26 protein-coding genes are annotated in these 26,600 nt (G+C 61.8%); 14 read left to right on the forward strand and 12 right to left on the reverse strand.

The features are described from left to right. The first annotated feature begins 8 nt into the window (after positions 1-8). Complete coding sequence (gene cdd / locus U5782_RS21195; RefSeq protein ID WP_322045840.1) at positions 9-410, forward strand: cytidine deaminase; 402 nt, start codon at positions 9-11, stop codon at positions 408-410. 41 nt (positions 411-451) lie between these two features. On the opposite strand, the gene U5782_RS21200 is transcribed toward cdd, so the two are convergent. The 3 genes from U5782_RS21200 to U5782_RS21210 form a co-directional block, all read right to left on the reverse strand. Further along, positions 452-1,180: a DeoR/GlpR family DNA-binding transcription regulator gene (locus tag U5782_RS21200; protein WP_322045841.1), complete on the reverse strand. Its 729-nt coding sequence runs from the start codon at positions 1,178-1,180 to the stop codon at positions 452-454. A gap of 155 nt (positions 1,181-1,335) precedes the next feature. Further along, positions 1,336-2,502, reverse strand: a complete 1,167-nt coding sequence (locus tag U5782_RS21205) for a M20 aminoacylase family protein (RefSeq protein ID WP_322045899.1) — start codon at positions 2,500-2,502, stop codon at positions 1,336-1,338. A gap of 38 nt (positions 2,503-2,540) precedes the next feature. Further along, positions 2,541-3,758, reverse strand: coding sequence for a diaminopropionate ammonia-lyase (locus tag U5782_RS21210; RefSeq protein WP_322045842.1), 1,218 nt, complete (start codon positions 3,756-3,758; stop codon positions 2,541-2,543). 157 nt (positions 3,759-3,915) lie between these two features. Between U5782_RS21210 and U5782_RS21215 the strand changes: the two genes are divergently transcribed. Further along, on the forward strand, positions 3,916-4,410 hold the full coding sequence (locus U5782_RS21215; protein WP_322045843.1) for an Lrp/AsnC family transcriptional regulator: 495 nt from the start codon (positions 3,916-3,918) through the stop codon (positions 4,408-4,410). Between the two features lie 13 nt (positions 4,411-4,423). Continuing rightward, complete coding sequence (locus tag U5782_RS21220) at positions 4,424-4,837, forward strand: VOC family protein (RefSeq protein ID WP_322045844.1); 414 nt, start codon at positions 4,424-4,426, stop codon at positions 4,835-4,837. A 13-nt stretch (positions 4,838-4,850) separates the two neighbouring features. Here the strand turns inward: U5782_RS21220 and U5782_RS21225 are convergent, their stop codons facing one another. From U5782_RS21225 to U5782_RS21240, 4 genes are all read right to left on the reverse strand, one after another. Further along, positions 4,851-5,852 (reverse strand): zinc-dependent alcohol dehydrogenase family protein, encoded by a 1,002-nt coding sequence (locus U5782_RS21225; protein ID WP_322045845.1) that lies wholly within the window; start codon positions 5,850-5,852, stop codon positions 4,851-4,853. Positions 5,853-5,886: 34 nt separating this feature from the next. Further along, positions 5,887-6,792 carry a LysR family transcriptional regulator gene (locus U5782_RS21230; protein WP_322045846.1) on the reverse strand — a complete coding sequence of 302 codons (906 nt, stop codon included), beginning with the start codon at positions 6,790-6,792 and terminating at the stop codon, positions 5,887-5,889. An 88-nt stretch (positions 6,793-6,880) separates the two neighbouring features. Then, the gene (locus tag U5782_RS21235; protein WP_322045847.1) at positions 6,881-8,986 is read right to left on the reverse strand and encodes a pyridoxamine 5'-phosphate oxidase family protein; all 2,106 of its coding nucleotides are present in this window, start codon (positions 8,984-8,986) and stop codon (positions 6,881-6,883) included. 65 nt (positions 8,987-9,051) lie between these two features. After that, complete coding sequence (locus U5782_RS21240) at positions 9,052-9,666, reverse strand: glutathione S-transferase (protein ID WP_322045848.1); 615 nt, start codon at positions 9,664-9,666, stop codon at positions 9,052-9,054. A gap of 270 nt (positions 9,667-9,936) precedes the next feature. Here U5782_RS21240 and U5782_RS21245 point away from each other — a divergent pair, with 270 nt between their 5' ends. Continuing rightward, positions 9,937-10,827 carry a TauD/TfdA family dioxygenase gene (locus U5782_RS21245; protein WP_322045849.1) on the forward strand — a complete coding sequence of 297 codons (891 nt, stop codon included), beginning with the start codon at positions 9,937-9,939 and terminating at the stop codon, positions 10,825-10,827. Positions 10,828-10,872: 45 nt separating this feature from the next. Here U5782_RS21245 and U5782_RS21250 read toward each other — a convergent pair whose 3' ends face one another. After that, on the reverse strand, positions 10,873-11,595 hold the full coding sequence (locus U5782_RS21250) for a TetR/AcrR family transcriptional regulator (protein ID WP_322045850.1): 723 nt from the start codon (positions 11,593-11,595) through the stop codon (positions 10,873-10,875). 119 nt (positions 11,596-11,714) lie between these two features. Here U5782_RS21250 and U5782_RS21255 point away from each other — a divergent pair, with 119 nt between their 5' ends. The 8 genes from U5782_RS21255 (at position 11,715) to U5782_RS21290 (ending at position 20,321) form a co-directional block, all read left to right on the forward strand. Further along, a complete protein-coding gene (locus tag U5782_RS21255) occupies positions 11,715-13,286 on the forward strand; it encodes a bifunctional 3-(3-hydroxy-phenyl)propionate/3-hydroxycinnamic acid hydroxylase (RefSeq protein ID WP_322045851.1) in 1,572 nt (523 codons plus the stop codon). Between the two features lie 54 nt (positions 13,287-13,340). Then, the gene (locus tag U5782_RS21260) at positions 13,341-14,282 is read left to right on the forward strand and encodes a VOC family protein (RefSeq protein ID WP_322045852.1); all 942 of its coding nucleotides are present in this window, start codon (positions 13,341-13,343) and stop codon (positions 14,280-14,282) included. Between the two features lie 52 nt (positions 14,283-14,334). Then, positions 14,335-15,204 (forward strand): fumarylacetoacetate hydrolase family protein, encoded by an 870-nt coding sequence (locus tag U5782_RS21265; protein ID WP_322045853.1) that lies wholly within the window; start codon positions 14,335-14,337, stop codon positions 15,202-15,204. A gap of 51 nt (positions 15,205-15,255) precedes the next feature. Next, positions 15,256-16,185 carry a 3-keto-5-aminohexanoate cleavage protein gene (locus U5782_RS21270; protein ID WP_322045854.1) on the forward strand — a complete coding sequence of 310 codons (930 nt, stop codon included), beginning with the start codon at positions 15,256-15,258 and terminating at the stop codon, positions 16,183-16,185. Positions 16,186-16,687: 502 nt separating this feature from the next. Beyond that, on the forward strand, positions 16,688-17,194 hold the full coding sequence (locus tag U5782_RS21275) for a nuclear transport factor 2 family protein (RefSeq protein ID WP_322045855.1): 507 nt from the start codon (positions 16,688-16,690) through the stop codon (positions 17,192-17,194). A gap of 118 nt (positions 17,195-17,312) precedes the next feature. After that, positions 17,313-18,563, forward strand: coding sequence for an MFS transporter (locus U5782_RS21280; protein WP_322045856.1), 1,251 nt, complete (start codon positions 17,313-17,315; stop codon positions 18,561-18,563). Positions 18,564-18,702: 139 nt separating this feature from the next. After that, a complete protein-coding gene (locus tag U5782_RS21285) occupies positions 18,703-19,809 on the forward strand; it encodes a porin (RefSeq protein WP_322045857.1) in 1,107 nt (368 codons plus the stop codon). 158 nt (positions 19,810-19,967) lie between these two features. Then, entirely contained in the window at positions 19,968-20,321 is a 354-nt protein-coding gene (locus U5782_RS21290) for a Rap1a/Tai family immunity protein (RefSeq protein ID WP_322045858.1), read from the forward strand. A gap of 48 nt (positions 20,322-20,369) precedes the next feature. On the opposite strand, the gene U5782_RS21295 is transcribed toward U5782_RS21290, so the two are convergent. Continuing rightward, complete coding sequence (locus U5782_RS21295) at positions 20,370-20,786, reverse strand: hypothetical protein (RefSeq protein WP_322045859.1); 417 nt, start codon at positions 20,784-20,786, stop codon at positions 20,370-20,372. 155 nt (positions 20,787-20,941) lie between these two features. Further along, positions 20,942-21,376, reverse strand: coding sequence for a hypothetical protein (locus U5782_RS21300; protein WP_322045860.1), 435 nt, complete (start codon positions 21,374-21,376; stop codon positions 20,942-20,944). A 378-nt stretch (positions 21,377-21,754) separates the two neighbouring features. On the opposite strand from U5782_RS21300, the gene U5782_RS21305 reads away from it, so the two are divergent. After that, positions 21,755-21,931, forward strand: coding sequence for a hypothetical protein (locus tag U5782_RS21305; protein WP_322045861.1), 177 nt, complete (start codon positions 21,755-21,757; stop codon positions 21,929-21,931). 95 nt (positions 21,932-22,026) lie between these two features. Here the strand turns inward: U5782_RS21305 and U5782_RS21310 are convergent, their stop codons facing one another. Together U5782_RS21310 and U5782_RS21315 are read right to left on the reverse strand one after the other, a co-directional pair. Beyond that, positions 22,027-23,685 carry an NRAMP family divalent metal transporter gene (locus U5782_RS21310; protein WP_322045862.1) on the reverse strand — a complete coding sequence of 553 codons (1,659 nt, stop codon included), beginning with the start codon at positions 23,683-23,685 and terminating at the stop codon, positions 22,027-22,029. 56 nt (positions 23,686-23,741) lie between these two features. Then, the gene (locus U5782_RS21315; RefSeq protein ID WP_322045863.1) at positions 23,742-23,882 is read right to left on the reverse strand and encodes a hypothetical protein; all 141 of its coding nucleotides are present in this window, start codon (positions 23,880-23,882) and stop codon (positions 23,742-23,744) included. A 1,341-nt stretch (positions 23,883-25,223) separates the two neighbouring features. On the opposite strand from U5782_RS21315, the gene U5782_RS21320 reads away from it, so the two are divergent. Then, entirely contained in the window at positions 25,224-26,579 is a 1,356-nt protein-coding gene (locus U5782_RS21320; RefSeq protein ID WP_322045900.1) for a carbohydrate porin, read from the forward strand. Positions 26,580-26,600: the final 21 nt, after the last annotated feature.

Genomic DNA, 26,600 nt, shown 5'->3' on the forward strand with positions numbered 1-26,600 from the left:
ATGACGACATGGAACAGCAGGCACTGATCGACGCGGCCAAGGCTGCACGCGACAAGGCGTACGCACCGTATTCGCGGTTCAGGGTGGGCGCGGCGCTGCACACAAAAGACGGCAAGGTCTTTCACGGCTGCAACGTGGAAAACGCCTCATACGGCCTGTGCAATTGCGCGGAGCGCACGGCCTTGTTCTCGGCTATTGCAGCGGGTTATCGGCCGGGCGACTTCGCGAGCCTCGCCGTGGTCGCGGAAACCGATGGCCCGGTCGCGCCGTGCGGTGCGTGCCGCCAGGTGATGATCGAGTTGGGTACGCCCGCGCTCGAAGTGATTCTCGTGAATCTCAAGGGCGAAGTGCGCGTAACGAGCGCCGATGCCTTGCTGCCCGAAGCGTTCTATCTGAAACCCGCAGCCTGATGTAGTTAACAACGGCGGCGCGCCTGCGCCGCCGCTTCACATCACTTCGCGCGCTTGCGCAGCGTCTGGCCTTGTTCGGTGATGATCGAATCGAACTCGCCGACCTGCGAGAAACGCGCCGCCTTCACCACGCCGAACTTGCTGCTGTCGACGATCAGATGGCGCTCCACGGCGCTCTGCATCGCGGCCTGCTTGATGGCCACTTCGTGAAAATTCCAGCAGGTCACGCCGCGCGTCTCGTCCACGCCGCCCGCTGAAATAAAGGCCTTGTTGATCCCCATGCGACGCAGGATGTCGAGGGTTTCGTCGGCGGAAAACGAATCGGATGCGGGCACATAGAGACCGCCGAGCAGAATCATGCGCACATTGGGCTTGCGGCGCAGGATCTCCGCGACGTTCAGCGAATAGCACACCACGGTGACCTGGAGTTCGGCGGGAATCAGCCGGGCGAGCGTGGCGAGCGTCGTGCCGCAATCGATGAAAAGCGTGTCGTTATCGGCGATCAGTTTCGCTGCGATAGCGGAGGCTTCGGCCTTGGCCTGCGCGAAATGATCCTTTTCCTGTTCGAGCGAATAGCCCGTGCCGCTTTGCACGTCGGTTGCACTGACGATATAGCCGCGCAGGTAGGTGAACTGATCGGTGCGCGTGGCGATATCGCGGCGTACCGTCATTTCCGATACGCCTAGCAGCGCAGCCGCATCGCGCAGATGCACGACCTTGTGTTGAGCGATGGCATCGGCGAGTGCGGCAAGACGTTCAGATTTCAGCATGGAAGTCCTGGGGGACTGGCAGAGGGCGCGCTTAGGGCATGAGGATGAGAGGATTATAACAAGGGTAGGGCTCGTGATTGAGCCCCTTTGTGCATTAGTGCACAAAGGGGCTTGCATGCGACGTTGATTGAACGCCATCGTTGAGGATGGCGAACTTAATCTCGCTTCGGTAACGCGAGCCGGGCGAGTTCCGCGAAATAGCGCGCACCGGTTTCCAGAATGTCGTCGTTGAAGTCGTAGCCTGCGTTATGCAGCGGCACGCTGCCGCGCGCGTTGGCGTCGCCATTGCCGATGAAGATGAAATTGCCGGGCACGGCCTGCAAAAAGGCGCCGAAGTCTTCGGAGATCATCATCGGCTGGACGTTTGGATCGACGGCGGATTCGCCCACGATGTTGCGCGCTGCCGCGACGGCCAGATCGACATACTCTGATGAATTCACGGTGGGCGCGAATTCATGTGTGTACTCGAAGCGGCATTCGGCACCGTGCGTGCGGCAGATGCCCTCGCTGATTTCGCGCATACGTGTTTCGAGCAGCGCCTGGACGTCTTTTGAATAGCTGCGCGTGTCGCCCTTGATGATGACGTTCGAGGGAATGACGTTGCGGATGCCGTCGGTGATGAACTCGGTGCACGAGATCACGGCTTGCAGGCCCGGATCGAGATTGCGCGACACGATGGTCTGCAACGCGAGGACGATCTGCGACGCGATCACGATAGGGTCGATGCCCATATGCGGACGTGCCGCATGCGTGCCGCGCGCCATGATATGGATAACGAAATTATCTTCGCTGGCCATGATGCCGCCTGCGCGCGTGGCGAACGTGCCTGCGCGCATACCGGGCATATTGTGCGCACCGAAAATCGCCTCGACGGGAAAGCGCTCCAACAGTCCATCGGCCATCATGGCCTTGGCGCCGCGGCCGTGCTCCTCGGCGGGCTGAAAGACGAAGCGCACCGTGCCGTCGAAATCACGCCGCTCGGCAAGCAGGCGCGCGGCGCCCAGAATCATCGACATATGGCCGTCGTGGCCGCAGGCGTGCATTTTCCCGGCGTTGAGCGAGGCGTGGGCGCGGCCTTTCGCCTGCTCGGCGATATTGAGCGCATCCATGTCGGCGCGCAGGGCGATGGCGCGCGGACTGTTGCCCACCGTGAGATTCGCCACCAGCCCGGTGCCGCCGATGCCGCGTTGCACGTCCAGCCCGAGGGTCTTGAGAATGCCCGAGACGTAGTCCGAAGTATTGACTTCTTCAAAACCCGTTTCGGGACGCTGATGCAGATAATGACGCCAGCTTTTTAGCTGGCTTTGCAGCGTGCTTTCCATGAGCGTGTCCTTGGCGTCTTCGTGTATGGTCGATGGGGTCATTGTGCAAGTTGGGCGAGGTGTTCGTCGCGGCGCGCTGCTACTGTGTCAGCCTCAACACCCACCAGCGACGCATAGACCCCTGGCGCGGTCGCGCCTTCGGTGCTGATGAGCAGAACGCGCGAATGCTGGTCGAGACCGGCGGCGTGCGCGAGTTCCGCACGCCCCATGAGTTTGACCAGCGCGGCGAGACCGGCTGCGCCCGATTCGCCCGAGACGATGGGCACGTCGCCATTTTCGCCGGCTGCCAGCGTGCGCATGGCGGCTACTGCGTCGTCGTCTTCGATCAGCATGAAATGGTCCACGCACGCTTCGAGTATCGTCCACGCGAGCGGCGACGTTTCTCCGCAAGCGAGGCCGGCCATCACCGAATCGACGGAACCGGTCGCTTTGGCCGCATGCCCTGCAATGGCGCTCTGGTAGAGGCAATCGGCCTGGCGCGGCTCGACTACGATGAAGCAGGGCCGCGTTTCGCCGTGGATTTCCCACAGATAACTGGCGACGCCTGCCGCGAGCCCGCCCACGCCGCCTTGCAGAAAGACATGGGTGAACGTGCCCACGCGCGTCTGCTCAATGATTTCCGCTGCAATCGTGCCGTAGCCCTGCATCACATCGCGCGGGATTGCCTCGTAACCTTCATACGAAGTATCGGAAACGACATGCCAGCCATTGGCATGCGCAAGCTGGGCCGCATGTTCGACCGATTCGTCGTAATTGCCCGCGATCCGCACGATGCGCGCGCCATAGGCCGCAATCGCCTGCTCGCGCTCGACGCTCACGTTTGCGTGCAGCACGATCACGCACGCGCAGCCCATCGACTGCGCGGCGGCGGCCAGCGCCTTGCCGTGATTGCCGTCGGTGGCGCTGATAACCGTGAGATGCGTGAGCATCTCTCGATAGCGGCCTTGAATCAGCGCCTTGGGATCGAGCGCGTGGTCAGGCCACAGACGCAGGACGAGACGCATTAGCGCGATCGGCGCGCCCAGTGCCTTGAAGCTGCCCAGCGGCGAGCGCAACGACTCGTCTTTCACGCTCACGCTTGCCACGCCGAGTTGCGCGGCCACACCGGGCAGGCCGAAGATCGGCGTGGGCTGCGCGTTGATCGCCTCCCAGTTCGACAGCCACGCGCGGCTTTCATTGCCGCCTGCCACGTTGAGAATGCGTGCGAGCGAGTCGGGATACGAGCGGCGCTGCGCGCGCGAATTGGCAATCAGCATAAGACGATGCTCCAGGGCGACGAGGCCCGATGACGTTAAGCGGCGCGCTGCGAAACGCGCCTTGGGTGTCGAAATGATATTGCGCAGCCCGCGTGAAAAAATCGCATAATCGCTGGGCTTGACGCAAAAAAATCTCGTTTCTCCAGAGGCCTGCTATATGGCGACCAAACTCGACGCCTTCGATTGCAAACTTTTGATGGAGGTGCAGCGCGACGCGCAGACGCCGCAAAACGAGTTGGGCGCGCGTGTCAATCTCTCGACGGCTGCCGTGAACCGGCGCTTGCGCCGTCTCTCGGACGAAGGCGTGATCGATCGTTACGCCGCCATTGTCTCGCCCGAGAAAACCGATCATCCGATCACGGTGATTGCAAACGTCGAAGTGGAGAGCGAACAGATCGACCTGCTCGACGCGATGAAGCGCGCTTTCGCGCGCTGCCCGCAGGTCCAGCAGTGCTATTACGTGGCGGGCGAATGGGATTTCGTGCTGATTCTGGCAGTGCGCGACATGGACCAGTACACGGAACTCACGCGCCAGCTATTCTTCTCGAACAACAACGTGAAGCGCTTCAAAACGCTGGTGAGCATGAGCCGCGTGAAGGTGGGGCTGGAGGTGCCGCTGCTATCTTCCGACGAATCGAACGTCACAGGGTGAAAGGAGGCAGTACATGAGCACGGAAACGCTGACGGCAGGCATCGATCACATCGGTCTGACTGCGAGAGATCTCGCAGCTACGAGTGCGTTTTTCATCGATTGCCTGGGCTGGAAGAAGGTAGGCGAGAAGCCCGACTATCCGGCCGTTTTCGTCTCGGACGGCCATGCGCTCGTGACGCTCTGGCAGCGCACGCAGCCGGATAGCGGCGTCGATTTCGACCGCAAGGCCAATATCGGCCTGCATCACCTGGCGTTGCGCGCTGCCAGCGAAGCGGCGTTCGAAACGATCTTCGAACGCGTCTCGAGCTGGCCGGGCGTGCGGGTCGAATTCGCGCCGGAATTATTGGGCCAGGGCCCGAAGCGGCACATGATGGTGTACGAGCCGGGCGGCATACGGATCGAATTCGACGTCACGCCGGTTCCGTGAAGCGCGTGAAGCATTAACCCGCGATATCGATCACGACCTTTCCTTCGGCCTGACGTGTTTCAACGAGCGCATGCGCGTCGTCCACGTTCGCGAGCGTGAAGCGGCGCGCATCGAGCGTCACGTCGATCTTGCCCTGTTGCGCAAGCTTGCCGACTTCGTGCAGGATCTCGCCGTGCGCCGCGCGGCCTTCGCCGCTTAGCAGCGGCAGCAGCGTGAATACGCCGGAATAGCTGGCGGCACGGAAGGAAAGCGGGGCGAGTGCATGGGTGCCCCAGCCGAGCGCGCTCACGACGTGACCGAAGCGCGCGACGGCATGAAACGCGCGATCGAGACTTTCACCGCCCGCGGTGTCGTACACGACGTCGAAGCCGCGCCCGCCGGTATGTTGCGCGACGATCTCCGCCATATCGAGTGTGGGCGAGCTATCAATGCTTTGTACACCCAGGCGTTCCACGCTCGAGCGACGTGATGCGCCGGCCGTGGCGTATACCTGCGCGCCCAGCGCCTTCGCAAGCTGAATGGCCGCCTGGCCGACCGCGCCGGTGCCACCTAGAACGAGCACGGTTTGACCCGCCTGCACGCGCGCGCGATCGACGAGCCCTTCCCACGCCGTGATGTACGCGAGCGGCAACGTCGCCGCTTCGCGCAGGCCAAGATTGGAGGGCGCGGGGGCGAGCAAACGCGCATCGACTGCAGCGAATTCGGCCAACGAGCCTTGAACACCACCGACCCCGCCCGTCATGCCATAGACCTTGTCGCCCGCCTTGAATGCCGTGACGCCATCGCCCACTTCGGCCACAACGCCTGCTGTATCGATGCCGAGAATCGCGGGCAACGGATGCCGCGCGTGACCTGCCGCGCCGCGCCGGATCTTGGTATCGAGCGGATTCACCGCGCTGGCATGGATGCGCACCAACACTTCGCCCGCACCAGCGCGAGGGCGTGGCACGTCGGTCAGCGTGAAGGCGGCATTGGGCGCGTTGAGCAGCGCGGCTTTCATGGTGTCGAGCGGCATGGGATCTCCTGGGAACTTGCAGAATTCGTGGGGACTACTGACGATTCAACGAAGCATTGGCGCGCAGCCGCTCGATTGCCAGATCGAGAAATGCGCGCACCTTGCGCGTGGCGTGACGGCCCTCGCGATGCAGGACGTGAATCGGTAGCGGCGACGGCTCGTATTCGGCCATCACGATCTGCAACTGCCCGGCTTCGAGCTGCTGCGCGACCTGATACGACAGCGCCTGGGTGAGACCGAAGCCATCGGCAGCGGCCGCGATCGCGGAATCGTTGGTCGTGGTGGACAGGCGTGCACGCTTCTGGGCGGTCACGCGCGGCGCACCCGCGCCAAAGCGCCATTCGGGCAGCGACGACGCGCCGCTTACCGTAATCAGTACATGCCCGTCGAGTTTGTCGGGGCGCTCCGGCACGCCGTGTTTTGCCAGATAGTCGGGCGACGCGCACACTACGCGCCGCACACTGCCCACGCGCACTGCCTGCATCGACGAATCCGCCAGCTCGCCGATCCGCACGCCCACATCGATGCCTTCGTCGATCAGATTGACGACGCGATCGAGAAACCAGCAGCGCACGTCGGCGTCATCGTAGGCGCGCAGATATTCGAGGACGATGGGCGCCACGAAGATCCGTCCGAACAGCACCGAGGCGGTAATGCTCAGGAGTCCTCGCGGCACTTCCAGGCTGCCTGCGACGGCATGATCGGCTTCCTCGATATCGCCAAGAATGCGCCGGCAGCTTTCCGCATAGCCCGCGCCCGCTTCGGTCACGCGCACGATGCGCGTGGTGCGGGTGAGCAGGCGCACGCCCAGTGTGTCTTCCAGTTCGCTCACGATGCGTGTGACCACCGAGGGCGAGACCTGGAGTTTGCGCGCCGCGGCGGCGAAGCCGCCGTTATCCACGACCGAGAGGAAAGCGGTCATCGCCTGCAAACGGTCCATAGCGGGTCGGGGTCCGCGCGAGCGCGGAGCGAGGGTGGCAGATGCCCGCAGTATACAGTGGGGTGTCATCGGAAAGGGGCTCATCTGGCTAGAGATCGAGCACGAGCGGGCTTGCCCCACCGTTATCGCCAGCGGCCGGCACTGCGCAGCAGATCAACGCCTCTTGCTCGCCGTGTGTCGCGGATGGAGGTTGATCCGGGTAGGCAACCGCACCTTCCAGAATGCGCGTGCGGCAGGTTCCGCAACTGCCGCTCCGGCAACTGAATTCCGGTGCGAGTCCATTCGCTTCGGCCAGATCGAGCAGCGTGCCGCTGGTCTGCGGCGTCCACTGCGTTTCCTTGGCGGTGCGCGAGAAGCGCACCGGCACGGCGACGGCGGCAGGTGCGCGCGGTGGCGTGGCGGGCTCCACGCCAGGGTCGGCCCGGCGCTTGAGCGCAGCCGGGCCGAACGCTTCCGCATGAATGCGTGTATCGGCGACATTGAGGCCGCGCAGACCGTCGTAGATCGACTGCATGAAGCCGCCAGGGCCGCAGAGATAGAAGTCGTAATCGTTGAACGGCAGCACTTCGCTCAACATGGCCATGTCGATACGGCCGAGCGCCTGATAATCGCGGCCTGAAATCGCTTCGCTCGAATCGCTGAGCACATTGACGAGCGTAACCGCACCGCCCGCGGCGCGCACGAGTGCCTGTAGTTCTTCGTCGAATGCGCGTTCGGCTTTGCTATGGGCCGCATAGAGAAACCACGTCGGGCGGATACGGCGCGTACGCAAGCCTTCGTAGATGATATGGCGCAGCATCGCGAGCATGGGCGTCACGCCCACGCCAGCCGCAAGCAACACCGCTGGTCTGGTTGCGTGCGCATCGATTATGAAATCACCAGCAGGTGCGCGCGCTTCGATGCGATCGCCCACTTTCAGCGCATCGTGCAGATAGCTCGATACGCGCCCCTCGCGCTTCACGCTGATGCGATACCGCCCATCCGAAGGTGCGACCGAGAGCGTATAAGTGCGCAACGTCGGCTTCGTGTCGCCGGGCAGCGTGACGCGGATCGGCAGATGCTGACCGGCTTCGTGGCGTACGAGGCCGGCGTTGTCGGCGGGCTGGAGATGGAACGAGCGGATCGTGCGGCTCTCGTCGACGATGCGCTCGACCGTGAATGGCCGCCACGCATTCGCCAGCGCTTGCGCCTTGAGACGTTCGGCGGCCTCGGACCAGTCGCCTGTCAGTTGCGCGTTGGGCGAAGCGCCGTTGGCGCGCGAGGTCCAGCGCAACGGCAACGCGCCCGCGCGAAAGACCACGCGCTGAGGCGTGAAACGCCACAGGCGCTCCGCGCCCTGAAACGCGGCGATTTCTGGGGAATCGAGCAGCACCTCGGCCGCGCCGGTCAATTGCAGCAGATCGCCGGTGACGTAGTCGACGAACACCAGACCTGCACGCGAGTTCGCGAGGATATTGCCAAGCGTGTTGAAGAATAGATTGCCCGCGAAGTCGGGTACGGTGAACACGCCTTGTGGGTCCACGCGCACGAAGCCGGGCTTGCCGCCGCGATGCGAGACATCGACCTGGCGGTGGCCGTCTTCACGGTCTACATAGGAGGCGACGAAGAAGGAGTCGGCACGCGCGACGATGTCGCGCGCACGGTCGTCGAGTCGATCGCTCACGGCGGGCGCGATGTCGCTGCGCAGATCGGGATCGCGCACGAATTCGGCATCGCGCTGGAAGATGTACTGCGGGCAGTTTCCGTAGCTATGCTCGACCAGCAGATCGAACCCCATGCCGTCCATCGCACGGCGTACGGTGCCGTTGAGACGGTTGCGTCGGCGCGTCGGCAATTCGATGCCGAGCAGGGCGAGCGCGGCGCCGTCGTGCATGCCGGCGTCGGCGGGATCGTCGGGGTCGTGATCGAGAGAAACGTGCAGGCGCTTTTCGTCGGGCGCCTGCAGAAAACCGGGCCGATGTGCACGCACGGTGGCCCAGACATCGCCCGCAGGATCGACCGCGCCCAGCACGACAAATGGCAACTGCGGGTAGAAAAGCCGATGCTGCTCGATCAGATGGTCGCGCAAGTTGCGCCGCCCGACTGCGTCCATGCGGGACTCGACACCGGCCGCGCGCTGCATCGCCAATTCGCCAGCATGCCAGGGGGAGGGCGTGGCGACGACAGTAGCGGAGGGAGCGGTGGCGGTGTCCATGATCGAATGTCCTTCGGTGAGCGGCGGGTACGCTAGCTCATCGGCGAATTAATAAGGTTTCCAGATTATCTGGCTCGCAGGCCGAGTTCGCTTTGCGGAAACGGTACGAAACGCGGTAATGCTTCGACGCGTTTGAGCCAGGCCTGGATGTGCTCGTAGGCGCTGATATCGACATTGCCTTCAGGAGCGTTCGCGATATAGCTGTAAAGCGCGATATCGGCGATGGTCGGATGCGCGGCGGCGATCCAGTCGCGTTGCGCGAGTTCGGCGTCGATAATCGTCAGGCTCGCGTGTGCGCGGGCGATCACCTCCGGCGCATCGAACGGCGCGTTGACCAGCGTAATGAGCCGCGCGGCACATGCGCCATAGGCAATCTGGCCCGCCGCGACGGACAGCCAGCGCTGGACCTGTGCCGCTCCGGCAGGCGTTTCAGGCAGCCAGTCGGTGCGTTCATACTTATTCGCCAGATAGACGAGAATGGCGTTTGAATCGGCGATTACGATCTCGCCGTCTTCCAGCACCGGCACCTGGCCGAAGCGGTTCAGCGCAAGAAACGCCGGCGTCTTGTGCTCGCCGGCCGCGAGGTCGACCGGCACGAGTTCATGTTCGACGCCAAGCAGCGCCAGGAACAGTTGTGCGCGATGCGCGTGGCCCGACAGCGGTGTGTAGTGCAGCTTCATGAGGCGATGTCCTCGACTGGATCGTGATGGGGGCAAGGCGCGGAATCAACCGCGATGCCAGCCAGTCTAGGCAAGCGCGTGAGGGAACAGAATGGGCCGCGGCGCGATTTCACTATTGCGCAAACGCGAATGGTGGGGCGTATGCGATGGGGGCGTATGCATTAGCAGCGCCTTTATGACCGCAACGGATAAACGTATCCGATTTGCTTGGTTGTCACACAGCGCGGGCGAAAGTAGATTGAAGCCTTCGCTTAATGAAGGGCCATTCGCGTGACTACGACCGCCGCTCCGCTACCCACCCATGCCGCGCAGGACTTCGAGATCCGCGCCTTCGACGCGCCGCTGGGCGCCGAGGTGATCGGTCTCGAACTCGGCAAGCCGCTTGTCGAAGCGGATTTCGCGCGTATCCATCGCGCGCATCTCGATCATCACGTGCTGGTGTTCCGCGATCAGCGCATTACGCCGGGGCAGCAGGTTGCGTTCAGCCGTCGCTTTGGGCCGTTGCAGAAGCACGTGCTGCATCAGTTCGCGCTGGTGGACCATCCCGAGGTGCTGATCGTTTCGAACATCGTCGAAAACGGCAAGCCGATCGGTCTGGGCGACGCAGGCCACTTCTGGCACTCGGACCTCTCGTACAAGGAGAGGCCGAGCCTCGGTTCCTTGCTGCATGCGCAGGAATTGCCATCGGAGGGCGGCGACACGCTGTTTGCCAACATGCATCTCGCGTGGGACAACCTGCCCGCGCATCTGCGCAAGCAGGTGGAAGGGCGTCGCGCCGAGCACACCTATCTCGCGCGCTACGCGGAGTTGCAGGCGCGCAGCCCGTGGCGGCCCAACTTGTCGGCGGCGCAGATTGCCGAGGTGAAACCGGTGGAGCAGCCCATCGTGCGCACGCACCCGGAGACGGGCCGCAAGGCGCTGTTCGTGAGCGAGCACTTCACGACCCGCATCGTCGATCTACCCGATGACGAAAGCCGCGCGCTGCTCGACGAACTGTTTGCGCATAGCGTGCGGCCCGAGCATCAGTATCGCCATCAATGGCGCGAGCATGATCTCGTGTTCTGGGACAACCGCTCGCTCATGCATCTGGCGGCCGGCACGCCCGATCACCTGCGCCGCAAGCTCTATCGCACGACCATCGAAGGCGACGTGCCGTTTTAAGCCGCATTGATCGCGCACGAGCGGGCTGCGTCGCGCGCGGCCCGCTCAAGCATGCGTCTTGAACGACGCCGCCTCCAGCGATTTCAACCCTTCCGGCAACTCGATCTCCGGCAAGGGTTGACGTTCGAGCGCGATGAGCAGCGCAGGCGTCACGGCCAGCGCGCCAAGCGCGAGCTTCATGACGGCGTACGGATGCCCGGCCGGCGCAGCGCCGGACAGCACCGTCTCGATGCTCTGGTGAATCGCCCCAATCAGCAGATCCTTCGCCGCTCGCGTGTTTTCGAAATGCGCGATGCCGCGCGCGCGCGCCGCTTCCAGATCGCGCGGCAGATAGATGTCCGTCAATCGCCCGCTGGCGTCGCCGCGTATGCCCGTACGCGTGATGAACGCCCCCCACGCGGGATGCATCAGCGCCACTTGCACATAGGTCTGGCAGCCGATCCAGATCCGTTCGACCGGATTGTCGATCGCCGCCACGCAGACCTCGATGCCCGCAATCACCTCATCGCTCAGTTCCGACGTCACCGCAGCCAGCAACTCCGCCGGGGTCTTGAAGTAGTTGTAGAACGTGCCCCGCGCGACCCCTGCCGCCGCGATGAAATCGTCGATGGAGGCCGCATCAGGACCTTTTTGCGCGAACACTTCGACCGCCGCGCCCAGCAGCTTGCGGCGCGTGGCCTCCCGCCGCACGGCGCCCGTGCGCACGCGGTGATCTTCCTTGTCGGATGTGAGCGCCGGGTTGGCCGACTTCGCTTGCGTGGCCGTCACGACTGCACCTCGGGTTTCCCCCATTGAATTGATGATCTTATCAAGTTGACAATATAGTCCGAATTGTACAGAAATGTCATTTTTAAAAACGCCTGGGTAAGGCTCGATTCGGAGAACACATGGAGGCAGACCAGACCGTCGACGTCGCGATTGTCGGCTACGGGCCGACTGGCCAGTTGCTCGCGCTGATGCTCGCTCGTGCGGGGCATAGCGTGGCCGTGGTCGAACGTTGGCCCAATCTTTACCCGTTGCCGCGCGCGGTCCACTTCGACCACGAAATCGCCCGGCTGTTTCAGGCCTGTGGCGTCATCCATGATATCAACAGCATCGCGGAGATCACGGACCGCTACCAGTGGCGCAACGCGAACCACGAACTGCTGATGGACTTCAACTGGGGCGGCAACGGCCCGAGCGGCTGGCCGGTCTCGACCATGTTTGCCCAGCCGGAACTGGAGCGCGTGCTCGACCGCCACGTCAAGCAACAGCCTGGCGTGACGGTGCGCCAGGGCTGGTCGGCCACGGCGCTGCACGAAGACGCCGAGGGCGTGTGCCTGGACATCGAGTCGGGCCGTTTCGTCGAAGGCAAGTGGGTGAGCGGCGGCGAGCGCGAGACGATCCGCGCGCGTTATCTGGTGGGCGCCGATGGCGCGAATTCGATGGTGCGCCAGACGCTCGGCATCGAGTTCGAGGATCTGGGCTTTGCGTTCGACTGGCTCGTGGTCGATGTGAAGCCGCGCACAGAGCGCGAGTGGACGCCGAAGACGTGGCAGCTTTGCGATCCCGCGCGCCCGACCACCATCGTGCCGGGCGGCCCGGGGCGACGCCGCTGGGAGTTCATGCTGCTGCCGGGCGAGAGCGCGCAGCAGATGAACCAGGATTCGGTGTCGTGGGATCTGCTGGCGCGCTGGGACGTCACGCCCGAGAACGCGGAACTGGAGCGCCACGCGGTCTATACGTTCCGCGGACGCTGGGCGAAAGACTGGCGCGTGGGCCGCGTCTTGCTGGCGGGCGACGCCGCGCACCTGATGCCGCCATTCGCCGGCCAGGGCATGTGCAGCGGGCTGCGCGACGCCGCCGCATTGGGGTGGCGCCTCGACGCCATTTTGCGCGGCAAGGCAAGCGACTCGCTGCTCGATAGCTACGGCCCGGAGCGCTGTAACCATGTGCGCGAGATCATCGACTTTTCGATCTCGCTCGGCAAGGTGATCTGCATCACCGACCCGCAAGCGGCTGCCGCACGCGACCGCGAGATGCTGGCCGCGCAAGCCATACCGGGATTCGAAGCCCCCGCAGCGCCGCAGCCACGCCTGGGCGCAGGGCTTTATGACGCGCAAGCGCCGGGCAGTGGCTGGCTGACGCCGCAAGGCATCGTCGAATTCAATGGCCGTCGCGGGCTGTTCGACGATGTGTTCGGCGTGAGCTTCGCATTGATCGCCAGGAATAAAGCCGTGCTCGACTCGATTAGTCATGCTAATCGAGTGGCACTGGATGAGCAGGGCGTAATCGTCACGCATTTCGGCGCGGGTGGTTTTGTCGATGTGCAAGGCGTCTATGCCGATTACTTCGCGAAACACGACGCAGTGGCGGTGCTGGCGCGGCCCGACTTCTACAGCTTCGGCGCGGCATGCAGCGCGAACGCGCTCGACGCGCTCGTCGACGCCTGGCGCGAGGCGATGCAACCCGCGCTTTGAGTCTTGCGCACGCAGATACCGGATAACCCGCAAACGCACATGAAGGAGACGAACATGACGCACGCCCGACGGCACGACCGCCTTGGCATCCATTCCATCGGCGAATTCGGCATGACGGTGCCATCGCTCGATGATGCACACCGCTTCTATACGGCCTTTGGCCTCGACGTGCAGCCCGATGGCGCGGGCGGCCTGCTGATACGCACGTTCGGCTCGCCGCACGTGTGGGGCCGATTGCGAGAGGGCGCGCGCAAGAAGTTCGATTCGGTCACGCTCCATTGTTTCGAAGACGAACTGGACGCGCTGAAGACACGCGCGAAAGAAGCCGGCGTGGAATTCATCGCGCCGCCGACGGGGGCGGACGACTCGGGATTCTGGATCCGCAATCCTGATGGCATGGCACTACAGATTCGCCCCGGCGTGAAAACGACGCTTGACGAAGCCAATCATCAGCAACCCGAACTACCCGAGAACGGCGTGCGCTGCGCGCCGTATCGCCGCCACACCGCGAAAGTGCAGCCCGCGCGGATGTCGCATATCGCCTTTGCGACCTCGAACGTACCCGCGCAGATCGCATTCTGCGAGCGCGTGCTGGGCCTGCGCCTGTCCGACCGTTCGGGCGATGGCGTGGCCTTTTTGCATGCACCGCATGGCGGCGATCACCACCTGTTCGCTTTCGCGATGAGCTCGGGCCCGGCGATGCATCACCTGAGCTGGGACGTGCCGACGGTCGAGGACGTGGGGCTCGGCTACATGCAGATGGCCTCGGCGGGTTATCGAAACGGCTGGGGCGTGGGGCGTCACGTGCTGGGTTCGAACTACTTCTACTACGTGCAGGACCCGTGGGGCAGTTTCTCGGAATACAGCGCGACGATGGACTTTATTCCCGCCTCGGTGGACTGGGTGGCGCAAGACCACGCGCCCGAGGACGGCGTCTATCTCTGGGGCCCGGACCTGCCGGCGGTGTTTCTCGCCAATTCCGAACAGGGTGCGTAACGCGCGCGCCCGCCATTTAGCGATTGACTCAATCTGATCCAGAAGGACCGACATGAAACTCGTCACATTCCAAAGCCGTGGTTATTGCTCGATCGGCAAAGTCGAAGGCCAGCAGGTCATCGACTTGCCCGCGAGCGATGCCGCGCTGCCCCGCACGATGCTCGAACTGCTCCAGGGTGGCCCGGCGCTGATGCAGCGCGCGCGCGACGTGCGTATCGACCAGGCGGTGACCTGGCCGCTGGCGGACGTGCGCCTCGATGCACCGGTGCCCAATCCGTCCAAGTTTCTCGCCATCGGCATGAACTATCGCCGTCACGTGGAAGAGGCGCGCGCGGCGGGTATCCAGGTGCCGGACAGCCAGGTGTGGTTCAACAAGCAGGTGTCGTGCGTCAATGGACCGTTCGATCCCGTGCATATGCCGAAGGTGTCCGACAAGCTCGACTATGAAGCGGAACTGGGCGTCGTGATCGGACGCCGCTGCCGTCACGTGTCGGAAGAAGAGGCCGCTTCGGTGATTGCGGGTTACGTGGTCTGCAACGACGTTTCTGTGCGCGACTGGCAGATGCGCTCGCCCACGATGATGCTTGGCAAGTCCTTCAACACGCATGGCCCATTTGGCCCGTGGATCGTCACGCCTGACGAGATCGCTGACCCTCACGCGCTGCAGATGCGCATGATCGTGAATGGCGAATGCCGTCAGGAAGTTCGCACCGGCGAGATGATCTACAACGTCTGGCAGCAGATCGCATATCTCTCGACGGTGATGACGCTCGAACCCGGCGACGTGCTGGCAACGGGCACGCCGTCAGGCGTTGGCGCCGCGCACAAGCCGCCGCGTTTTCTCGGTATCGGCGACGTGTTGCGCGTCGAGATCGACGGCGTGGGTCATATCGAGAATGTGGTTGTGGCGGAGCCGGTCTGAACCGGATACCTGTGTGGGTTGCCATTAAAGGCACGAACGGAGAACAACTCTATGGCACGTAAAGTCATTATCACCTGCGCGATTACCGGCTCCATTCATACGCCGAGCATGTCGCCGTATCTGCCGGTCACGCCCGATGAAATCGCGGAGCAGGCGATTGCTGCCGCCAAGGCGGGCGCGGCGATCCTGCACTTGCATGCGCGTAATCCCGAGGACGGACGACCCGTTTTCGATCCGGCTGCTTATCGACGTTTCCTGCCGCGCATTCATGCGGCTACCGACGCGGTCGTCAATATCACCACGGGTGGGGCGATCAGTATGACGCTTGACGAGCGTCTTGCTGCTGCGATTGATGTGTCGGCGGAAATGGCCTCGTGCAATATGGGCTCGTTGAACTTCGCCGTGTTTCCGATTCTCGATAAGATCAAGACTTTCAAGCATGAGTGGGAGCGCGACTATATCGAAGGTTCGCGGCATGCGATCTTCCGTAATACATTCGCCGATATCGAGGAAGTGTTTACGCGTCTAGGGCAGGCACATGGCACTCGGTTCGAGTTCGAGTGCTATGACGTTGGGCATCTTTATAACCTCAAGCACTTTGTTGACCGTGGGCTCGTTAAAGGGCCGATCTTTCTGCAATTCGTGCTGGGTATTCTTGGCGGTATTGGGGCGGATCCCGAGAATCTCGTGCATATGAAGCGTATTGCCGACAAGCTTTTTGGTGATTCTTATCAGTGGTCGGTGTTGGGGGCTGGGCGTAACCAGATGCCGCTTATTACGCAGGCCGCGCTCATGGGCGGCAATGTGCGTGTTGGGCTTGAGGATTCGCTCTCTATTGGACCTGGGAAGCTTGCTACTTCTAATGCCGAGCAGGTTGTCATGATTCGGGATCTGCTTTTGAAGTTGGGGTTTGAGATTGCTACGCCTGATGAGGCGCGGGTCATGCTGGGGCTCAAGGGGCGCGATAGGACTCGGATTTAATTTTTTTCGGCTTTGGCATTTCCTTGTTTTCTTGTCGGTCTATTGGCGTTGCCCCTGTGCGGGGCGGCACCTACTTTTCTTTGCCGCGGCAAAGAAAAGTAGGCAAAAGAAAGCCGCTCAAACCGCCAGTGTGACGCAGTCGGCGAACCGCCGTTTAGGGGGAATGGTGTAGGAGCGTCTGCCATCTCGCACCACAAGACTTGGTGACAAGGCCGTCATACATCCGGGGGCGCTGCGCGCCCCGTGGGGCATAACGGCAAACCGAAGGTTTGCCAGAATTCGCGAAAATGCCTTTAGTAAAGGGGTTTCCCTTGCATACCCAACCGCCGCGAGCGTAGCGAGCAGCGGGATGAATGAGTCCTTTGTCACATTGTTTTGTGGTGCGAGATGGCAGGCGCTCCTATACCTTTCCCCCTTAAAGGCTGATTGTGGACTGCGTCACACTAGCGGTGTGAGCGGCTTTCTTTTGCCTACTTTTCTTTGCCGCGGCAAAGAAAAGTAGGTGCTGCCCCGCACAGGGGCGACGCTAATAGACCGACAAGAAAACAAGGAAATGCCAAAGCCCAGAGAGCCCCAAAAAGCCATGATCGCCCAACGAAAAAAAGACATCATGATGAGCGAAAAAAATATCACATCTATGATCCGAGAATTGGAAGAACGCCGCCGCAAAGCAATGCTGTTAGCGGACACAAAAACACTGGAAGCACTTTTCGACGAAGCCCTGATCTATATCCACTCAACAGGCACCCGTGACACCCGCGCCACGTACCTCGCGAAACTAGAGAGTGGAGCGATGCGCTACGAAACGATAACCCTCGAAGTGACGGAGATCACAATTCGCGAGCGCTTCGCGATACTAGCCGGCAGGATGACCGCAACAGTACGAACCGCCAACGGAAAGATCGCAATAGCGAGTCGCTACGAGGCCATATGGCACCAGAGCGCGGATAGCTGGCGCGTGATGGCGATACAGGGATTTACACCGGCTCCTGATCACCAGAAATCCTGAAAGCCAGAAATTGATACCCGCCTATCCACCCAATAAACAGAGGAATCCATATAAAACAAAAGAAAGTTCGATGCAAGTCCAAAGAGACACATAACGAACAAACAAGGTTGGAGAGATCATGGAAGAGACGAAAGAGACCGCGTGGGACACACGATACGAATGGCGCATTGTGACACTGCTTGCCATCGGCTTCGGCCTGGTGGGCATGGACCGCTTCCTCATCATGCCGCTGTTTCCGGTGATGATGAAGGACATGGGGCTCGACTATCGTGACTTGGGCTACATCACAGGCGTGCTGTCGGTAGCATGGGGCATCTCCGCGCTATGCACAGGTCGACTTTCCGACCGCTATGGCCATCGCAAGGTCATCATTCCGGCACTGCTGATATTTTCGGCATTGGTGGGCCTGAGCGGATTAGCAACGGGAGTAAGCAGTCTGCTCGTCATCCGGGCGCTAATGGGGTGTGCGGAAGGGGCCTATGTGCCGTCCTCCATTACCGCCACGCTAGACGCATCACGCCCGAATCGCCACGGGCTCAACCTGGGTCTGCAACAGGCCGCCGCACCGTTGTTCGGGTTATGCCTCACGCCCGTGCTCGTCACCCAGTTGCTGCTCTGGATGCCGTGGCATGCCATTTTCGCCGTCGTGGCCTTGCCCGGTTTTGTGCTGTCCTTATTGATGTGGCGCGTGCTGCGAAATACGAAAAGTCGCGAACAGGCCCGCGCGCCGGAGTCAACATCCGCCGAAGCCAATTCCTGGCGCGATCTCCTGCGCGTGCGCAATGTACGCCTGAGCATGGCCGCGATGCTGTGCTGGATGACGGGCATCACGGTCGTCGGCGCTTTCTTGCCGAACTACCTGAGCGATTATCTGCATCTCGATCTACAGCAGATGGGCTACGTGCTGTCCGCAACGGGCGCTGGCGGCGCGCTCGGCACTGCGCTGATGCCGGCGCTTTCCGACCGGATGGGCCGCAAGCCCGTGATGCTGATGTCGGTGCTCGGCGCGCTGACCGCCTTCGGCCTGCTCACGCGGGTCGGCTCCAGTATCGTGCCGCTCTTCGCGTTGATGTTCGCGGCTGTGTTCTTCCTGATGAGTCTGACGACGTTGACGGTTGGCCCGATCAGCACAGAATCGGTTCCGCCGCAACTCGCTACCGCAGCCTCGGGCTTAACGATCGGCGTGGGTGAGATCTTCGGCGGCGGCATCGCACCCGCTTTGGGCGGACATTTCGCGATGCATTTCGGCATTCAATACGTGCCGTATCTCGCCATCGCGGCGCTACTGGCCGGCCTCATCATCACGCTCGCCATCCGCGAGACCGTGCCTCGGAGCGTCGAGGCGGAAGTGCCGTTCACCATTTCCTAAGCCGCATCACGGCACACCCCGCCGCATGCTCATAACGTACGACACACTGTTCGTCATACTAATTAATTTGACGAACAGGATTATCAGGAATTCGCAGATGAACACGCTTATTCGTCATTCCCTTCTCAGGGCATCCCGTATGCAACGTATGCTGCGCGCCATCCCTTTCGCTATCGCGGCTTCGATGATATCCGCCGCTCATGCACAAAGCAGCGTTACGCTGTACGGCATTCTCGATGTCGGTCTCACCTATGTGTCGAACGAGGGCGGTCACGGCAGTTTCCTCGCCCAGGATTCGGTCTATACGCCCAGCATCTGGGGCCTCCACGGCACGGAGGATCTTGGCGGTGGCTACAAGACGATTTTCGATCTTCAGTCGCAGTTCTTCATTAATACGGGCGCGGGCATTCCGGGGCCAAATGCCGATTTCAATCGCGGCGCTTATCTGGGTATCGAAAAGGACGGCCTGGGCAAGATCACGTTCGGCCAGCAGTACAACCTGATGTTCGATTTTCTGTTCTTTCCGCCTGCACGTCTGGACGGCACCTTCCTCTATGGCGGTCTGTTCAGTATGCGGCAAGGACCGTTCTCGGCGCTGGCGATTCCCGGCAATATGACCGGTTCGCTCGACTTCGACGAGACGGCAGGGATGACGCGCGTGTCGAACTCGGTCAAGGTGACGTCGGCGGTATTCGATGGTTTCCGCTTCGGCGCGCTGTATGGCTTTGGCAATACGGCGGGTAGTCTCTCGGCCAACAATACCGTGGGCTTCGGCATGAACTATGTCTACGGTACGTTCGGAGCGGGGGCGGCCTATAACGAAACCCGTTATGCGTCGATGAGCGATGGCCACGACGGCATCCGTAATATCGGTGTGGGCGTGGGCAATACCTTCGGCAATCTTTACGCGAGCGCGCTCTACACCTACACGAAGAACACGCTGACGGGCGGAACGGCACAGGTCGCGCAGATCAGTGGCCTGTATTCCTTTAATTCGTTCTGGCGCGTGGGGGCGAATTACCAGTACATCAAGGGGAATGCACAACTCGACCACAATCGCGCGCAGCAGGTGACGACGGCGGTGCAGTACTCATTGTCGAAGCGCACGATGCTCTACGCCGATACCGCGTATCAATGGACGGGCGGCGATGTGGCAGGTACGCATAACGCGTGGATCGGTGGGTTGTCGCCGTCGAGCAATAATCATCAGTTCGCCGCGCATATCGGCATGCAGACGTTCTTCTGACGGAACGTCGGCTCAGCATCGTCTCGATCGAAAATGGCCGCTTACGCGGCCATTTGTGCATTGTTTGCAAAGCGATGGCCCACGATTGACGACCGGCAAACTCGCTATGCAGTCCTGACGTTATGCTTGTTCGCTTATCATTCAGGATCACAATAATCATGAAAAAATTCACGCTCGCGGCGGCGTTGGTCTTCACGTTGAGCGCCGGCGGCGCCATTGCGCAGACGCCTGCCTCGCCTTCAATCGACCAGGGCGATGGTTTCTATGGGGCATGCCGACAGACGGAAAATCTCGATGCCTGCGCCATGTATCTGGCCGGCTATTCGAACGGCGTGCTGGTGCAGACCCTGATCGACCGGCAGAAGCCGCGCTATTGTCTGCCGCCGAACCTCACGCGCAAGGACCAGTTGCGCGTGGTCCTTGGCTACATGAAAGGGCATCTCGAGCAGATGCTCGACCCGACCGGCGCCATCATCTACAAGGCGCTGCTTGCCACATTTCCCTGCAAATAAGGCGCGCCGCGTTGGCGGATGGCTGGCAACCGGTCGAAGCATCAACGCTCAGACGATCAGATGCTTCGTGATCTGTTCGATGCCACGGCGCATACGGTTGATCGCTTCCGCCGCGTTGACCACCTTGCTGTAGGTGGGGCTGTATTCGGGGCCGCGCGACGGATGGCTATCGAAGCCTTTGATGGTTTCGCTATCGAGTGTCGGCGCTACATGGGCGCCGGTGTTGAAAAGGTGGCGTGGCAGATGCGGCTCCAGCATCTTGAACAGCATGGCGAATTCGTCGTTGGCCAGGCGAACGTTTTCGTGCAGCAGTTCGAATGCGTCGTTGAGCTTCGGGATCGACGAGGCCGGTGCGGCGCCGGCCGGCGCGTCGGTCTGGAGGCCTGCCTGTTGCAGGCGCTCCATCGCTATTGCAGCGGTCACGCTCGAAGCCGTGGGACGGCCATCGCTCTGGGTGGTTTCCATACAGACAGTTCCTGTTGCAGTGGTTCAAGGTTGGGGCGACGTGAGCCCGGTCGCAAGGCACGTGGCACGCATCGCGCGCGGGATTCTAAGGGGGGGCGCGTCGCCTTACATCCTGAAAAAAACTCACTGCGTAGCCGGGAACGTTATCTGAAACTTCACGAGCGGCGAACCAGCATGCAGAGGTTGCGGAACTGGCGGCGCTCTTCGTCGTAGCCGGTGAGTGCGCCCTGACACCACCAGTTGCGCTGCCTCAGCCTCGCCTCGTGGGCCAGTTGTTCAGCGGTGGGTATCCAGTAACGGTTGTCTGCCGATCGTCCGGCTTCGCGTAACGCGCCTGTCTGGACGGCCTGCGAGAGCAGCGGATTCAAGGCCGGTGCCCGGATGCCGATAAGCTTTGCGAGTTCGCGAGCGCTATAGCGCTCGCCTGCCCTCATGGCGGCGATGAGGTCCGGTACGCCGGATGCGCCCTGGAGCGGCTCGCTGCGCGGTTCGACAAGCGCTTCGCTTTGAGCGTTTGGCATCGTGTTGTGCTTCGCGTCGTTGCCCTTCGTTCTTATATTCTCAGCGACTTCCGCATGCTCGATCGACATGGATACCTCCTGCGATGATTTTCGCGTATCTTCGATGGTGTAATTGGAAAGTCGTGGCGTTTGCTGTTTAATTGGCGCGCCGCGTCAATCCGTTCGTGACTATAGACGCCTCGTTTCATGACGAAATGATGCTGGTCAAGACTCAGGCGTGGCATGATGAGCGAATCGCGCAGGAGATGATCCAGTCACTCCGAAACAGCTTCGGTGAAGTTTAAAAAGGGTCAGCGAAGTGCGCGACGTCCCGAACTGCGCGACGATCAATCATGCAGCAGGCAGACTTCGGGTAAGATGCGCGGCTCGTTTGATTGGGCGGCATGGCCGCAGGGTGCACGAATGGATCAGAGGAAAGCCGAGAGCCTTCTTGTCGACGCGGACAGAATGGCCGATTTCGTTCTTCAATGCTTCGAACTCACGCTGGAGGCGCCGGCGGGGCGCGAGTTGTACGAACGCGCGTTCGGCACCTATATCCGTAGCCAGGTGGGCGATATGCCGATGGCCGATATCTACGACGCGCTCAAGACCGAGCCCGTTCACGATCCGGAATGGGATGCTTGACCCGTGTTTGAAATCCTCAAGCGGGTTTGACAAAAAGCGGCGACATGTTTTCATGTCGCCGCTTTTTTGTTGTTGCTGTAATCAAAAGACGGGAATCAGGCAAAGAACGTCATCTGCACGACCTTCACGATCACGAGTATCACGGCCAGCAATAGATAGCCGCGCAGCACGCCCATCCATGCCCGCTTGGCGAGCGTGAGGTTCGAGGGCGGCAATTCCGCGAGCGGCGGCATGCGCCACATATCGCGCGCGCCCTGCGGCCAGCTTTGCGTCGCGACAATGGGTTCGCATCGCAGCTTGCGCAACGCGAGTGTGGCCGCGTAGCCCGTGACAGCGAGCACGGTGCCGCTAGCGAGTATCGTCACGATGGTTGCGCCGCTCATATCCGGGTACATGACTGAGGCTGTCAGCACGATGGACAGCATCACCAGCACCCACACCACCGCACCTGTGAACAGGTTAAGCGCCTTCGAATTCACCCACGGTCCGAGCACGGCCTTGTCGTTGCAGAGCAGCAGGAGGAATACCGTGGCGCTTGGCAGCAGTACGCCTGCGAGCGTTTGTACGGCTTCCGTCAGCAGGCCGAGCGGGCTGCCCGGAATCAGCACGATGGCCGCGGCGAGAGCAACGATGCCGAAATACACGAGATAAAAACCCTTTGCATCGGACACGCCGCGATGCAGCGAATGGCGGATCTTGAACACATCGCCTATCGCATAAGCCGTCGAGAGCGAGACCGCCGCTGCGCCGATGATGGCCGCGTCGAACAGCGCGATCGCGAACAGCACCGCCGAGGTATGGCCCGCGTATTTCTCGAGACCGGCGATCACACCACCAGCATCGCTGAAATTGCCGGCTTCCGGCCTGCCCGCATAGAGTTGCGCGCAGAAAGCAATCATCGCCACTGCACCGATCAACACGAACAGGATGCCGATCCACAGATCCGCTTTTTCGTACTTCATGAAGCGCGGCGTGATGCGCTTGTCGATCACATAGCTCTGCTGGAAAAAGAGCTGCCACGGCGCGACGGTCGTGCCGACTATGCCAATCACGAGCAGCATGACGTCAGAGAGCCTGGCGTGTGCGGGCCAGTTGGGAACGAAGAAGTCGCGCGTCATCTGGCTAACGGGTGGGTGGATCGACACCAGCACGGGCACGAGCAACAAGCTCAGCACGCACAATCCCACGGCGAAGCGCTCGAAGCGCCTAAAATTGCCGGTGCTCACCGCCGCCATTGTCAGCGCGGCGGCGATGCACACACCCGCAATCTTTGGTAATCCGAAGAAATCGAGCACGAACGTGATGCCGATGAACTCGGTCACGATTGTCAGCGCGTTGAGAATGAAGAGATCGATGACGCTGAAGGCGCCCCAGAACTTGCCGAAGCGCTCGAAGATCAAGCGCGCGTGGCCGACACCCGTGACCGCGCCGAGTCGCAGGACCATTTCCTGGTTCACGTAAAGCACCGGCACGAGCAGCAACAGGGTCCAGAGCAGCGTGGTGCCGTAGTTCTGGCCCGCCTGGGTATAGGTGCCGAAGGCGCCCGCGTCATTGTCGCCCACCATCACGATCAGGCCGGGACCGAGGATCGCAAGCAGCGTGCGCAGACGCGCCCACCAACCCGTGCGCGGGGCGAGGTCATGGCGCGAGATGGTGCCGAGCGCCCCTTGAATATCGCCCAGATGGGCTTCGTCCAGCACCGCGCTGCGTGGTGGCGAGACGTTGGACTGCGGAAAGTTGGCTGGCGTGGACATGATGGATCCGTTTTGTCTGTGTTGTATTGGGAAAGAGCGGGCGCGTGCCGTTTCACTCAGGAAAAGCGGTGCGTGATGCGTTGCCAGAGGAGGGCAAAGTGTCCCGGTGCACGTTCGTGCAGCGCGAGCATGCGGTCATAGTGGCCGCGTGCTTCATCGACGTGCGGAAGTCTGGAGAGAAGGAGTGCGAAGTTCATTATGTTGCTCCGGGCGTCGGGATCGACGCGTTCGCGGGAAAGCCAGCGGACCGGAGCGGCCGTATGCGAGGCACAGGCGGCGAACGTCTACTCGCTTCCCCCGTTCGGGAAAGGTGGGCTCAAAAACAGCTTACGTAAGGGGTAACTGTCACTGCCGGGCATGGCGGCTCCTTTATCGTCGGCGCGCAATGTCAGGCGATGCGCGTACGGGTCCACGCGTTCGTGTGCGACCGGCTTTTCGAAGGAAAAGGCAGGCGCGCACGAACGCAGTCGCGAGCGCGGGCTCGCAACCGATGCCATACGGACGTGCGAAAACGAGCGTCCAGATGGCGCGAATCAAAGGTGCACGGAGAATTTGCTGCGGCGCGCACCGTCTGCCTGCTGGCAGGACGGCGGCTTCAGGAAGGGAGCGCGGACGTCGAGCCGGTCAGGCGGCGAAACAGTTCGAAGATCGACTACTGCTGGTGTCCAAGGCGTCAGCCCCCTTTGTGAAGATTTTTAAATTCTAGGCAATCGGCGTTTGGGGCGTCAACACGTTTTTAGCATTCCCTGCAAATGAAATGGTGATCGAAGAGGGATGAAGAAAAATGAAAGGCATATGGCGGGTAATTGATGGCAGGAAATTGCATAGGAAAACTGTATATCTCAACCGACACCTTCGCCGCAGACGGCCGAAAACAACACCCTGTCTTTTGATGTGATTTTTACTTGCGGTTTTTCACGAGGGCCGAATACAATCCGCCCGTCTTATCGAAAGGAGTCCCTCGTGGACACATGCTCTAGCAGTGGAAGTTGGATGCCGGCCTGCGCCGGCGTCGCATCCGCGAGTTAGGCGTCGCAGGTTTTTTCCTTCGCCGCTAACTCGCCCTGGTCGGGTTGGCGCGCTTCTTTGCAGCACGCTCCCTCTGTTGAACCGTCTTTCGCAGGCACGCCTGCGAGGCGCTTGCACGTCTTTATTCGTCGTCCGCTTCAAGCGGGCGGGCGGAGGTGGGCTTATGTCTGTTAAATTCATCGTTACTTCATGCCTTGGCGGGCCGCGTCCGCCATGCCCTCGCATCGGGCTTGCGTTGCTCACGCTCGCATTGACCGCAGCAGTGATCGCGCTTGCAGTGGCGTTGTGCGCATCGCCCGCCGCCAGTGAGATCGATCGCGCGTTGCGCGTGAGTTGGTGGTTTTCCTAGGCGCGTCACGCGCTACGCCCGCATAACGGGCCTTCACCGAATCGAATCCTTTTCGCAATCGCCTGGGCTATTGCGCCGGGCACGCTCGTCCCCAAAAAACATCATGAAAAAGAACCGCACACCCACACCGTCGTTCCGGGCTTCTCGTCTTGCCGCGGCCATGCTATTCGCCTTCGGCCTCTCGCCCGCTGTGTTCGCCCAAGCCAGCGATGCCGCCCCGCAGGGCCTCTGGGATCGCGCGACGCTATTCGGCGATATGGCCGGCCTGCGCCCGTGGCTCGGCGATCGCGGGATCTCGTTCGGTCTACAGGAAACCAGCGAGTATCTGAACAATCTCTCAGGCGGGACCGATCGCGGCGGCGCGTACGACGGGCTCGCGGAAATGAGCCTGGGTGTGGACACGCAAAAGGCGTTCGGCTTGGCCGGCGGCATTTTCAACGTGTCGGCCTTGCAGATTCATGGGACGAATCTCACGCAGCGCAATCTGTCGGCGTTGCAGGCGGCCTCCGGAATCGAGGCGGATGCCACTACGCGGCTCTGGGAACTCTGGTATCAGCAGAGTTTCGCGGGCGGCAAGGCCGACGTGAAGATCGGTCAGCAGAGTCTCGACCAGGAGTTCATGACGAGCCAGTACGCGAATACGTTCATGAACGCGACGTTCGGTTGGCCTGTGCTGCCGTCCGTCGATATGCCAGCGGGCGGTCCCGCCTATCCGCTTTCGGCGCTCGGCGTGCGGCTGCGTGCCATGCCGACCGATAGCTGGACCGTGCTGGCCGGCGTGTTCGACGGCAACCCAGCTGGCAACGGCACGGGTGATCCGCAACAACTCGACGCGCACGGCACGAATTTCAATTTGCACGATGGCGCGCTCTTCATCGGCGAGGTGCAATACGCTCTCAATCCTGCACCATCCGACAAGACAGCGGAAAAACCATCAGGATTGCCAGGAACATACAAGCTGGGATTCTGGTACGACACGACGCATTTCGCCGACCAGCGTTTCGACAACGCCGGCCTCTCGCTGGCGAACCCGGCAAGCACGGGCGTGCCGCAGTCGCACTCGGGCGATTACGGCTTCTATGCGGTCGCCGATCAGATGATCTGGCGACCCGCAGCGGACAGCCCGCAATCGCTCGGCGTATTTGCGCGCGTGATGGCCGCGCCCGGCGATCGAAATCTCGTGGATCTCGCCGTGAATGCGGGCGTCAGTCTGAAGGCGCCGTTCAAGGGGCGCGACAACGACGTGGTGGGACTTGCGGTGGGCTACGCGAAGATCGGCTCGCATGCGCAAGGCCTGGCCAGCGATACTGCCGCGCTTACGCCGGGTTATCCCTCGCGCAGCGCGGAAACCGTTCTCGAAGCGACGTATCAGTATCAGATTGCGCCGTGGTGGCAGATGCAAGCCGACTTCCAGTACCTCTTCAGGCCGGCGGGCGGCATTCCCGATCCGCAGAACGCCACACGCCGGGTAGGGGACGAAGCGATCGTCGGCGTGAGAACGACGATCGCTTTCTGATGTCATCCCGCGCGGGATGCC

The organism is Paraburkholderia sp. J67 (assembly GCF_905220265.1).
In the GTDB taxonomy this organism is placed as follows: Bacteria; Pseudomonadota; Gammaproteobacteria; order Burkholderiales; family Burkholderiaceae; genus Paraburkholderia.

Excerpts from the sequence above, each read along its gene's own strand:
- U5782_RS21220 (WP_322045844.1), top strand. The coding sequence starts at position 4,424 with ATGAGCACGGAAACGCTGACGGCAGGCATCGATCACATCGGTCTGACT.
- U5782_RS21240 (WP_322045848.1), bottom strand. The coding sequence starts at position 9,666 with ATGAAGCTGCACTACACACCGCTGTCGGGCCACGCGCATCGCGCACAA.
- U5782_RS21260 (WP_322045852.1), top strand. The coding sequence starts at position 13,341 with ATGACGCACGCCCGACGGCACGACCGCCTTGGCATCCATTCCATCGGC.
- U5782_RS21235 (WP_322045847.1), bottom strand. The coding sequence starts at position 8,986 with ATGGACACCGCCACCGCTCCCTCCGCTACTGTCGTCGCCACGCCCTCC.
- U5782_RS21215 (WP_322045843.1), top strand. The coding sequence starts at position 3,916 with ATGGCGACCAAACTCGACGCCTTCGATTGCAAACTTTTGATGGAGGTG.
- U5782_RS21225 (WP_322045845.1), bottom strand. The coding sequence starts at position 5,852 with ATGCCGCTCGACACCATGAAAGCCGCGCTGCTCAACGCGCCCAATGCC.
- U5782_RS21315 (WP_322045863.1), bottom strand. The coding sequence starts at position 23,882 with ATGAACTTCGCACTCCTTCTCTCCAGACTTCCGCACGTCGATGAAGCA.
- U5782_RS21280 (WP_322045856.1), top strand. The coding sequence starts at position 17,313 with ATGGAAGAGACGAAAGAGACCGCGTGGGACACACGATACGAATGGCGC.
- U5782_RS21290 (WP_322045858.1), top strand. The coding sequence starts at position 19,968 with ATGAAAAAATTCACGCTCGCGGCGGCGTTGGTCTTCACGTTGAGCGCC.
- U5782_RS21265 (WP_322045853.1), top strand. The coding sequence starts at position 14,335 with ATGAAACTCGTCACATTCCAAAGCCGTGGTTATTGCTCGATCGGCAAA.
- U5782_RS21200 (WP_322045841.1), bottom strand. The coding sequence starts at position 1,180 with ATGCTGAAATCTGAACGTCTTGCCGCACTCGCCGATGCCATCGCTCAA.
- U5782_RS21300 (WP_322045860.1), bottom strand. The coding sequence starts at position 21,376 with ATGTCGATCGAGCATGCGGAAGTCGCTGAGAATATAAGAACGAAGGGC.
- U5782_RS21305 (WP_322045861.1), top strand. The coding sequence starts at position 21,755 with ATGGCCGATTTCGTTCTTCAATGCTTCGAACTCACGCTGGAGGCGCCG.
- U5782_RS21320 (WP_322045900.1), top strand. The coding sequence starts at position 25,224 with ATGCTATTCGCCTTCGGCCTCTCGCCCGCTGTGTTCGCCCAAGCCAGC.
- U5782_RS21310 (WP_322045862.1), bottom strand. The coding sequence starts at position 23,685 with ATGTCCACGCCAGCCAACTTTCCGCAGTCCAACGTCTCGCCACCACGC.
- U5782_RS21285 (WP_322045857.1), top strand. The coding sequence starts at position 18,703 with ATGCAACGTATGCTGCGCGCCATCCCTTTCGCTATCGCGGCTTCGATG.
- U5782_RS21230 (WP_322045846.1), bottom strand. The coding sequence starts at position 6,792 with ATGGACCGTTTGCAGGCGATGACCGCTTTCCTCTCGGTCGTGGATAAC.
- U5782_RS21205 (WP_322045899.1), bottom strand. The coding sequence starts at position 2,502 with ATGGAAAGCACGCTGCAAAGCCAGCTAAAAAGCTGGCGTCATTATCTG.
- cdd (WP_322045840.1), top strand. The coding sequence starts at position 9 with ATGGAACAGCAGGCACTGATCGACGCGGCCAAGGCTGCACGCGACAAG.
- U5782_RS21270 (WP_322045854.1), top strand. The coding sequence starts at position 15,256 with ATGGCACGTAAAGTCATTATCACCTGCGCGATTACCGGCTCCATTCAT.
- U5782_RS21295 (WP_322045859.1), bottom strand. The coding sequence starts at position 20,786 with ATGGAAACCACCCAGAGCGATGGCCGTCCCACGGCTTCGAGCGTGACC.
- U5782_RS21210 (WP_322045842.1), bottom strand. The coding sequence starts at position 3,758 with ATGCTGATTGCCAATTCGCGCGCGCAGCGCCGCTCGTATCCCGACTCG.
- U5782_RS21255 (WP_322045851.1), top strand. The coding sequence starts at position 11,715 with ATGGAGGCAGACCAGACCGTCGACGTCGCGATTGTCGGCTACGGGCCG.